The organism is Cryobacterium sp. Hh7, assembly GCF_004403155.1.
Lineage (GTDB): Bacteria > Actinomycetota > Actinomycetes > Actinomycetales > Microbacteriaceae > Cryobacterium > Cryobacterium levicorallinum.
In genome coordinates this window covers 1-9,655 of sequence record NZ_SOHG01000052.1, presented here as the reverse complement: position 1 = coordinate 9,655, position 9,655 = coordinate 1, and the positions used below count along the sequence as shown (strand labels likewise).

The window sequence follows — 9,655 nt, the reverse complement described above, 5'->3', positions numbered from 1 at the left end:
TCACGGTCAACGGATGCTCCGGCGGGGCCGACCGGTCAGCTGCAAGGCCCGCAGGTAGGTGCCATAACTCTGCAGACCCAGGGTTTTCCAGTCGCGCCCGTCAAGGTGGGGGCGCGGCCGGGAGCCGGCGGCGCGCATCCGCTCCAGGGTGTAGCGCAGGATCAACGGCGTGAGCTCGCCCTCGTACAGATAGATCCAGCCGGGGCCGACCTCCTCGGCCAGGGCCAGATTGGACGGTGTCGACGGCACGAGCACCGGCCGATCCAGGGAGAGGGTGACGAGCAGAACGCCCGAATTGTGCATTTCGCGGTAGGGCAACACAACCAGTTCAGCTTCGCCGACCTCCACCACGAGTTCCTCGTCGGAGACGAAGCGCAGCACCGAGCTGACGCGTTCGTCCTCGGCCTGTTCGGCGGTTATGACCGCGCCGAGGCCGCTGGACGGGCGGCCGACGATGCGCAGCGTCAGATCCGCGCCCGGCACCGAGCGAAATACCTGCAGCAGGGTTTCGACCCCCTTATAGGGTCGAATCAGTCCGAAATAGAGGATGCGCCCGGGGACGGAGTCCGGCAGCGGCATGCCGGCGAAGCGGTCCCGATAGTGGCCGTGCAAAATGGTGACGGCCTTGGACTCCGGTTCGACCGGGGTGGTCGGATTCAGTCGAATAACGAGCGCCGTACGGGCATCGAGTGCCTCGAGGGCGCGGGTTTCCGCGTTCTGTCCGGCCTCGTGCGGGGTGAGGTTGTGCATGGTGCGCACGATCGGAATGCGCTGCAGCCGCGCGCGCAGCAGCAGTGCGTAGAGAGCGGCGCGACGAAGCTTCGCCTTGAGCGGCCGGGGAGCGCGAATGAGCAGCTCCGGCCAGTGCACGTGCAACACGTCGTACCGGCCCAGTAGCGCGGTGCGCCAGGTGAAGAACCGCATGGTCACGGCGTCCGGAGCGCCCTCGACGACCTGGTTGACGTAGCGCGTGGTGCCATCGGGTGCACTCAGCGATTGCAACACGGTAATTCTTGTCGAGCCCGTGCCTGTCGAACCTATCGTCGTCACGCCCATACCCCTTACGGGCCGGCAGGAAATGCCGGCGGTAACTGAGAATCTGTCGGTTTAGAGTAGCGTGCCAGCCGGCGGCACGTTAGATGCGCGCATACCCCCGTTTGGGGCGAGCGAGTGATCGTCGTGCTGGCGCCGTGCCAAGCCCGGCGGCGGCATCCGTTTTGCCCGGATTCAGCGTCAGAATCAACAGGCAACCAAGCAGCAGGTGCATCGGGCGCAGTGCGTCGAGCGCGTTGAATCCGGCGATACAGACGGTGTACGCGACGAGAGCGGCCGCGGCGCCGACGGCACGTTGGGACAGCGCGTACGCCACGGCCGAGCCGATCACGAGCAGAAACAGGAGCACTCCGGGCAGGCCGATGCTGATCAGCAGCTGCAGCAGCGAATTCTCGATCGTGACCTCGTTGAACAGGCGCCCGGTGATGCCGGAAGTGCCAGGCCCCGACCCGATCCAACCGGTCAGATTCGCGGCCTGCAGGGACACCCAGACGCCGAGGTCGCGGGCCTGCGACGACAGTTCGGCCTCGACCGAGTTATTGCGGGCGGTAAAGGCATCGAACTGGAAGAGTGCGACGATGCCCGCAGCCACGAGCACCGCGAGCAGCGCGAATTTGCCCCAGTGCTTTTCACCGCGCAGCACCAGCGACACGAAGTAGGCGAAACCGATGGCGATCGCCGCCGACAGGATGGCACCGCGCGAGACGGTGGCGACGAGGCCGAGGCCGCTCAGGATCGCGGTGACGAGGGCCGGTTTCGAGTTCTCGCGCAGCCAGACGCCGATCCCCAGGGCGCAGGCGACGGCAAAAAACAGACCGGCGAACAGCGGATGCCCAAACGATGCGGTCGCGCGATACACCGACCAGTGCTGGCTGTCGCTCAGGCCGAGCACCGTGTACAGCGTGCCCCAGATCGGATTGGCGCGCAGCGCCCCCTCGATCAGGGCGTACGCTCCGAGCCAGGCGCCGAGCAGAAGCCAGGCCCGCCGAATCCAGAAGGCCTCCCGGCTCGCGGTGCCGATGAAAAGCGGAAGCAACGCGCCGGCGCTGAAACTGATAGTCCAGCTGAGGCTCGCCTGCAGGTCGGGGCTGCGCAGCAGCGTGAACAGCGACCAGACCAGAAAGAGCACCGCGAAGAAGCGGGTAGCCGACTTGAACGGGGCCGGTGCCGTCGTGAGCGGAACGTTCGCCGTGGTGGTGATCAGCCGGCGCAACGCCCAGACGACGATGATCATGGTGGTCAGCGGCAAGGCGCCGATCGGGCCGTCCTGGGGAAGCACGCGGGCCGGAATGAGTGCAAAGGTGACTAGTGCCACGGCCGGCAGAACGTGTACGGGCAGCAGGAACAGGGTCACCACGGCGACGAAGGCGAGCAGGGCCAGCGGAATCACGATAAAGCCGAGACTGGCCACGAAGCGCGGCAGCACCAGGCTGGCCACAATGACGAACAGGGCGGCGAGCGCGCTGATGATGATCGGCGTGCGGCGCAATCGCAACATGGTGAAATCGAACATCGGCCGCCTTCGGGTGGTAGCGCAGAGTGGTGGCGCAGAAACTGTTGATCGCGCAGGGAATGGACGGGATGGAGCCGCAGCGCTGTTGATGCGATTAGGCGCAACGATAACACGTGAATTTTCCTCAGCGCCAGTGAGAGGGCCGGAAAACCGATACTTTAGGCGGGTTGGGCTGCACAGGCCGCGAAATTCCAGCTGCTCCAACACCGCACAGCCGACGAAATGGAGTCTTACGGTGAAATTATCCCGACTGACCTACAAGATTCTGCGGCGTGCCCGCGGGAGGGTCTACGCGATTCGGGCGCTGGGTGTGCAGATCGGCAGTGGATGTCGCATCCTCTCTGATATCGCCACTACCGAGCCGTGGCTCATCTCGGTCGGTGACCGGGTGACGATCAGCTCCGGGGTAACCTTCATCACCCACGACGGATCGGGCTGGCTCTACCGCGATGAGCGTGGCCGCCGCTATCGCTTCGCGCCGATTCGGGTGGGCTCGGATGTCTTTATCGGCGCCGGCGTGACAGTGCTGCCCGGAGTGAGCATCGGCGACCGTTGCGTGGTGGGTGCTGGGTCGGTCGTGACGGCATCGGTGCCGGACGGCACCATCGTGGCCGGCGTTCCGGCCCGCCCGATCAAGGCCTGGCCCGAGTTTCACGCGGCGCTGCGCGAGTGGCCGGCCGAGTCCGACATGGTGGGCCAGAGCTACCGGGAGCGGGTCGATTCGATCGCTGAGGGGCTGATGGCCCGGCGCTGACGGCTTCAGTCGGCGCGTTGAGCCGGCGCGTTCAACAGGCCGGCGTCAGCCAGGCCTTGATGAATCCGGCGCTCTGGTACCCGAACTGGTACACCCACTTGGGCGGATCCATCGGCTGCGCGGCGCCGATCACCGCGAGTACCCCTGGGTAACAGCGGGAGATCTGCAGACGGGCCCTACTCACGTGATAGCTCGAGGTGACCACGATCACGCGATTCCAGCCCTGAGTGCTCGCGAAGGCGGCGATGGCTTCTGCCTCCCCGCGCGTGCTCGTGGGGTGCGGGTCGAAACACTCCACCTCGATCGCCGTGCCCGGCACGGCCGGGTCACGCCCGCACAGGTTGGCCGGGCGGGTGTCCCCGCCGAAGGCATCCGAAATGAGCACGTGATCGCTGTACCCGGCCCTGGCCAGATCGAGGGCCTTCTGCACGACGGCCGCACTCCCGAGCCCGCCGAGCACGACGATGGCGTCGGCGCTGCTCGGAGCGTCTTCACGCGGAAACATGACCGTTCGCGTGGTGACGGCTACCAGGCCAACGGTCAGCAGGACGAGCCCGGTGAGGAGCACGAGGGCGCGCTGGCGCCCGGCACGGTGGTGCGGCGATTTCACTCGCTGCGCGGCAGCATCCGCTCTGCCGGGTCTGCTGTTTCTGCTGAAGGGGATGCCGCTGCTTCACCCGCCGCCGGTGCCCGTCCGGCAAACCAGATCGGCACCGCAAACGCGTAGCGCAGCACCGGCAGGTCGCGCACCAGCCGCCAGAGCAACAGCGACGCGGCGACCGCGAGGCCAGCGACCAGCGGGGGGAGTGCCGGGCCGAGGCGATCGAGCCAGACCTGGCCGCGGTAGAGCAGCAGCAGGCTCGTGATCAGCGACACCAGGAGTACATGCACGACGTAGATCGGCAGAGTATTGCGGCCGACATCGGCGAGCCAGGCCATGGCGCGAAAGCCGACCAGGAATCGGGCGACGAGCAGGCCAGCGCCGAGGGCGAACAGGCTCACCACGACGAGCGTTCCGGTGATGAACGGCAGGCGTGAATCCACGGTGAGAATGAGCCCGGCCAACACCAGAAAGGCAGCGCCGAAGCCGAGGCCGAGACCGAGCGCGCCGAGGCGACTGGGGCGGTTGACGAAGGCGAGGATCCACTCGCGCAGGTAGCAGCCGAGCAGAAAGAACACGAAGTAGCGGCCGATGCCGTTCCAGGCGATGTTGCCGGTGTCCGCGCGGGCGAAGAACAGCACCGACAGCACGACGGCGCCGCCGAGCTGCACCCGCCAGTCGATGCGGTTGCGCATGAATTTGGCGGCCATGAAAAACAGGGCGAGGGCGTAGAGAAACCACAGGCCGTTGCTCGGGCGCACCGGCGCGAGCAGCAGATCGATCGGGTTGGTCTCGTCGAAGCCGGCCGGGTTGGTCAGGAGCGAGAAATAGCCGAAACGAATGAGGGTCCACAGGAGGAGGGCCCAGACCAGCAGGCTCAGCCGGGTTCGCCACAGCGTTGGCCAGCTGCGTTTGATGATCGAGGCGGCAAACAGGCCGGAGGCGAGAAAAAACAACGGCATGCGAAACACGATGAAGACCAGATTGATCTTGTTCCAAAACTCCGGCGCGAGGCCGGAGAGTACCGTCCACTGCACCGCGTGCGCGAGGGCCACAAGCAGAATCGCGATGCCCTTGGCCCCGTCAACCCAGTCGACCCGCGTGCGTTCCGCCACGAACTACCTCTCTGCTAGATCGACCACTGCGCGAAGGTTTTGATCATGTCGGTGTGGGCGAACCCGGGGGTGTCGTGCGCGAGCGTGTGGTACATCACCTCGGCGGCAATGGCGACGGGCGCGATTTTATTGATTAGGGCGAGGCCGTTCCTGCTCGGAATGACGACATTGTCGGGGTGAGCGTCGTCGGAGACGAGCACCTTGACCCGGCTATTTGTCCACGGGGTGGCGCTGATCCGGGCCGGGTTGGTGCCCTTGATCAGGGTGAGGTCGTTGTTGTACGCATCGCCGACGTGGGCCTGGTTCTTGGTGTCGTAGGCGTACAGCCATTCGTTGTCGTAGAGTCCGTTGACCATGTACAGGCCGCGAATGTACGGAATGAGCTTCTTGCCGTAGGTGTAGCAGGCCAGGGATCCGCCAAACGAGGTCGCGCGTAAGAAGTTGCGGCGCACGGTGTAGAGCGCGTTCAGGTAGGTCCACGCATTCTTCTGCGCGTTGGTGGCGACGGAGTTGGTGTACTGGGTGCCGCCGGCATTGATGCAGATGGCGATGGCGTTCTGATCGACCACGAGTTCGCCGGGGTACTTGAAGCCGCCGTTGAGCGCGTTGTGCGAACTCGAGGCTGCGTGGTAGAACCAGACGGCTCCGATCGAGGCCGTCGAATTGCGCGACACGGTCTGGGGAATGAACAGGCGGGCGCGGTCGCCGCCGATGTCCACTTCAATATTGTCGTAGAGCTTTTTTCCCTTTTGGGTGAGCACATTGGAGAGGCGGGATACCTCCCCTGGCAGTATCGGGGCGGTCGCGGCTAAGGCTCCGGGTGCGCCCAGCGCACTGAAACCCAGCGTTGCAGCGCCAGCGGACGATAATGTGAGAAACCCTCGACGATCCATTCTGCCGAAGATAGCAGAGAGACTCTCTGAGGTCCAACTCAAATTTCGGGATCAGGTTATTTGTGCCACCGCGGCCGGCGGATGGGCCGGGCCGAGAGCCACCCGCAGCACGACGGCAGCGATCAGGGTTCCAAGCAGGGCGCCGAGGCTGTTGGCGATCACGTCGTTGACGGTGGCAAATCGTTCCGGCAGAAAGACGAGCTGGCCGAGCTCGATGGTGCAGCTGATCAAAGTGCCGATCAGCGTGCCGATCAGCGTACCGATCCACCAGCGACGTATGCCGGTCAGCAGCACGATGAGCAGGCCGACCGGAACGAACAGGGCGATGTTGGCACTGAATTCAATGCTCTCGTAGTCGAGCCATGCCGGCACTCCGTTCGCGTGCAGCCACAGCACAACCGCTGAAATCGAGCCGTTCAGGCCGCGGTCGACCGGCGTCGGCCAGAACGCGATCAAGGCCAGTGCAGCGAGGTAGGCGAGTGCCAGCCACCCCGCGGCGCGGCGCAACATGGTGTGCCGACGTCGTCGGTTTGCGGTCATGACACCTCCTGGTTGCCGGCCCGTTTGAGCCGGCACGCCGACTAGTCACTATGCCCTACATTTCAAGCCGTGAACGCTCGGTCTAGTCCGGCTGGGGCCTGTGGAAGTCGGCGAAGTGGATGTTTAATGGCACCCCACCGCGCACCTCCCGTTGCGCTGCTGTCCCGTTCCGCAAGCCGACCCTCCCGAAGAGGACTGTTGTGGTCAGAGCCAGGCGTGTTCCGCTGCACCGACTGGTGCTCATCACGCTCGCCGTGAGCCTCACCGGGTGCGCGACAATACCCGACCTTCTCGCCGGCGGCGCGCCGCCAGCCCTGGCAGTGTCGTCGCCAACCGCACAGATGCTGACCGAATACAACTACAACTCGGCCGTCGCGAGCTTCATTGACGACCGCGCGCAGGCCACTCGTCTCATCAGCTCGGCCCGCGCCGACATCGCAGCCACCGAACTGGCCTGGCAGCAAAGCGCGGCCACTATCGGTGACAGTGTCGGTCGGGCCGAACTGCGCCGGCAGATCGACAGCGGTCTTCGCCGGGTGGATCGTGCCGCACGCGAACTCGATCGGGCGAATACGGCGATCGACTTCTCCGCGGCCAGCGGCGTGTACTTCCCCTCCCGGCCCGACCTGGCCACGCAGACCGGGGTGCTGGACGGCATCCGTTTTGATCGGGCCGCCGGGCTGGCGAGTCTGGAGGAAGCGCTGGCCTCATCGGAGCTGATTGTGGCCGAGGCCGTCACAGCCTGGCATGTGGAGCAGGCTCGGTTGGCGGCCGAAGGGGCAGCGCGGGCGGAGGCAGCGCGAGTCGAAGCGGCGCGAGCGGTGGCAGAACAAGCCGCCCGGTCGGGCCCCGTCCAGTCGTCGGGACCGGGCCCGAACGCGCCGGCGCCGGCATCCGTTTCATTCTCTAAATCGGTCTGGACGACCGGCTGGCAGAACGAGATCGACGCCTGCCAGGGTGCCGTCGACATCAGCGCGCACTACGGCGTGCCGGTGATTGCCGAGCACTGGTCGTGTGGAGGGTCACAGTTTCCGCGGGAGGGCAGCACGATCACCCTGACCGGGGCGGCCAGCGGCGCCTTTCGCGTCGGGCCGGTCACCGCCGTGCTGAATGTCGCGACCGACACCGCCGACAACGTGCCGCGCGGGTTCGACCTGCTTTATCAGACCTGTCGGAACGGTTCGAGTGCCACCATGACGTTCACCGCACTCACCCGCATCGGCTAGCTGGCCGGAGCACCAGCGGCCAGGCGTTTCGGCAGCGCGAAGACGAGCACGAGCGCGAGAATGGCGAACCCGGCACTGACCGCCATCGCCATGGTGGCGCTGTGCGTGAAGGCGGTGGCCACGGCATCCGCTCCCGGGCCGGTCACGGTGAGGGTACCGAAGAACACGCTGCCGATGACGGCGATACCGACCGCGCTACCGACGCGCTGCATGACGCCGACCACACCGCTCGCGCCGCCGGCTTCGGAACGGTCGACGGTTGCGACGATGAAGGACACATTCGGGGCGATGAAGAATCCGCTGCCGAGGCCCGCGATGAACAGGGGCGGCAGCAGGTGCCAGTTGGTCAGCTCGCCCGGTGTCACCACGAGCATGACCAGCCAGATCCAGATCAGGCCGATCGTGACGAAGGCGACGCCCACCACGAGCACGGTACGCCCGAGACGCTTGGCCAGGCGGTCACTCTGCGACGCCCCCAGAATGGTTCCGATCGCGAACGGAATGGAGACGAGCCCTGACTCGAGCGCGCTGTGCCCGAGGCCGGCCTGCCACAGAATCGAGATGGTGAAGAAGATGCTCGTGAAAGCTGCGAAATAAACGAGCGCGAGAATGACGCCGCCGGTGAATGCCGGGTGGGAGAACAGGTGCGGCGGCACGAGCGGGCTGCCGTTTCGCTTGGCGACCACGACTTCCCAGACGCCGAACGCGACGACGAGCAGCACCCCGACCGCGAGGGTGACAAAGGTCCAGAGCGGCCAACCCTGATCTTCGCCCTCGATCAACGGCACCAGCAGGGCAACGAGGCCCGCCGAGACGAGCACAAGGCCGAGCCAATCGATACCGGCCCGCGACGCCGGCGCGGCCTTGGGCAGCGCTGCACCGCCGGGCAGCAGAAACACGGTGGCTCCGAGCGCGAGAATACCGATCGGCAGATTCACCCAGAACACCAGGCGCCAACCGTTCTCTACGCCGAAGGCCTCGATGATGAGTCCGCCGACGATCGGGCCGAGCGCGGTGGAGACGCCAATGACCGATCCCATGATGGCGTAGGCCTTGCCGCGCGCGCTGGCCGGGAACATCAGCTGGATGACGGCGGTCACGGCCGGCACGAACATACCGCCGGCCAGTCCCTGAATCACGCGGGCGATGATCAGCTGCAGGTCATTCTGGGCGAGGCCGCAGGCGAGGCTCGCGACCGTGAACAGCGCGAGTCCGCTGAAGAACACCCATTTGTGGCCGTAACGGTCGCCGACGCGACCGGCCGGGATGAGCGCGAGGCCGAAAGCGAGGGCGTAGCCGGAGATGATCCACGACAGTGTCGCTTCCGACGCATCGAGGCTCGTGCGAATGCTCGGCAGCGCCACGTTCACGATGGTCGTGTCGAGCAGCGCCATGAACATGCCCGCCAGCAGCACGATCAGGGCCTGCCAGGCCCGGCGCGAAACGATCGGAGCTGTGGGGGGAGCGGGCGTAGACGTCACAGAAGATCCTACAACAGAACCCCCACTCGCCTGGAGTGGGGGTTCTGTTGCGTCGTACTGCTTTACTAATGTCGGGGTAACAGGATTTGAACCTGCGACCTCGTCGTCCCGAACGACGCGCGCTACCAAGCTGCGCCATACCCCGATGGCCCTTGAGCCTAGATCAGTATAGGCGCTTCCGGGCCGTCCTGACGAATTGAGCGAGTGGGTAGGTAACTAGTCAGGTTCTTTGGGGTGACTGTGCGTTTCTCCGACAGGTCGTGTTTTGACGGGTGGTTTGGCGGGTCGTGGTCAGGACCGTGAGGGGATCCAGCTGTTGCTGGTGAATGCGTCGAGTAGAACTTCATACTCGTTCACTGCTTGTTTCCTGGCCGTGGACTTGAGCTGCCGCGGGGATTTCGGACAGCGGAATTAGTGGTTTCTTCTACGCTGCCAGGGCTGGCTTTTCATAACCGTAGTGCACTTCGTTAGGCCGTCGG

9 protein-coding genes, 1 tRNA gene and 1 pseudogene are annotated in these 9,655 nt (G+C 65.5%); 2 read left to right on the top strand and 9 right to left on the bottom strand.

Features of this window, described 5'->3' with window-relative positions; all coding sequences use genetic code 11:
- Positions 1 to 6 precede the first annotated feature (6 nt).
- Both E3T43_RS14025 and E3T43_RS18840 read right to left on the bottom strand, forming a co-directional pair.
- Positions 7 to 1,005 (bottom strand): glycosyl transferase, encoded by a 999-nt coding sequence (locus tag E3T43_RS14025; protein ID WP_198414371.1) that lies wholly within the window; start codon positions 1,003 to 1,005, stop codon positions 7 to 9.
- A gap of 130 nt (positions 1,006 to 1,135) precedes the next feature.
- On the bottom strand, positions 1,136 to 2,566 hold the full coding sequence (locus tag E3T43_RS18840; protein ID WP_166791333.1) for an O-antigen ligase: 1,431 nt from the start codon (positions 2,564 to 2,566) through the stop codon (positions 1,136 to 1,138).
- Between the two features lie 235 nt (positions 2,567 to 2,801).
- Here E3T43_RS18840 and E3T43_RS19575 point away from each other — a divergent pair, with 235 nt between their 5' ends.
- Positions 2,802 to 3,320, top strand: coding sequence for a DapH/DapD/GlmU-related protein (locus E3T43_RS19575; protein ID WP_277870992.1), 519 nt, complete (start codon positions 2,802 to 2,804; stop codon positions 3,318 to 3,320).
- Positions 3,321 to 3,351: 31 nt separating this feature from the next.
- On the opposite strand, the gene E3T43_RS14010 is transcribed toward E3T43_RS19575, so the two are convergent.
- The 5 genes and pseudogenes from E3T43_RS14010 to E3T43_RS13995 all read right to left on the bottom strand — a co-directional run bounded on the left by E3T43_RS14010 (position 3,352) and on the right by E3T43_RS13995 (position 6,469).
- Positions 3,352 to 3,930, bottom strand: a complete 579-nt coding sequence (locus E3T43_RS14010) for a YdcF family protein (protein WP_134472887.1) — start codon at positions 3,928 to 3,930, stop codon at positions 3,352 to 3,354.
- Positions 3,927 to 5,036, bottom strand: a complete 1,110-nt coding sequence (locus E3T43_RS14005; protein WP_134472886.1) for an acyltransferase family protein — start codon at positions 5,034 to 5,036, stop codon at positions 3,927 to 3,929. Before E3T43_RS14005 ends, E3T43_RS14010 begins: the two co-directional genes overlap by 4 nt.
- A gap of 14 nt (positions 5,037 to 5,050) precedes the next feature.
- Positions 5,051 to 5,797 carry a hypothetical protein gene (locus E3T43_RS14000; protein ID WP_241979001.1) on the bottom strand — a complete coding sequence of 249 codons (747 nt, stop codon included), beginning with the start codon at positions 5,795 to 5,797 and terminating at the stop codon, positions 5,051 to 5,053.
- Positions 5,798 to 5,854: 57 nt separating this feature from the next.
- Positions 5,855 to 5,929 (bottom strand): annotated as a pseudogene (locus E3T43_RS19785) (twin-arginine translocation signal domain-containing protein); the annotation flags it as partial.
- A 51-nt stretch (positions 5,930 to 5,980) separates the two neighbouring features.
- Positions 5,981 to 6,469, bottom strand: a complete 489-nt coding sequence (locus E3T43_RS13995; protein WP_134472885.1) for a VanZ family protein — start codon at positions 6,467 to 6,469, stop codon at positions 5,981 to 5,983.
- Positions 6,470 to 6,669: 200 nt separating this feature from the next.
- On the opposite strand from E3T43_RS13995, the gene E3T43_RS13990 reads away from it, so the two are divergent.
- Complete coding sequence (locus E3T43_RS13990) at positions 6,670 to 7,695, top strand: hypothetical protein (RefSeq protein WP_134472884.1); 1,026 nt, start codon at positions 6,670 to 6,672, stop codon at positions 7,693 to 7,695.
- Here the strand turns inward: E3T43_RS13990 and E3T43_RS13985 are convergent.
- Both E3T43_RS13985 and E3T43_RS13980 read right to left on the bottom strand, forming a co-directional pair.
- Positions 7,692 to 9,176, bottom strand: a complete 1,485-nt coding sequence (locus E3T43_RS13985; RefSeq protein WP_134472883.1) for an MFS transporter — start codon at positions 9,174 to 9,176, stop codon at positions 7,692 to 7,694. The genes E3T43_RS13990 and E3T43_RS13985 overlap by 4 nt on opposite strands.
- Before the next feature lie 71 nt (positions 9,177 to 9,247).
- Positions 9,248 to 9,321: transfer RNA gene (locus E3T43_RS13980), tRNA-Pro, on the bottom strand.
- Between the last annotated feature and the right edge of the window lie 334 nt (positions 9,322 to 9,655).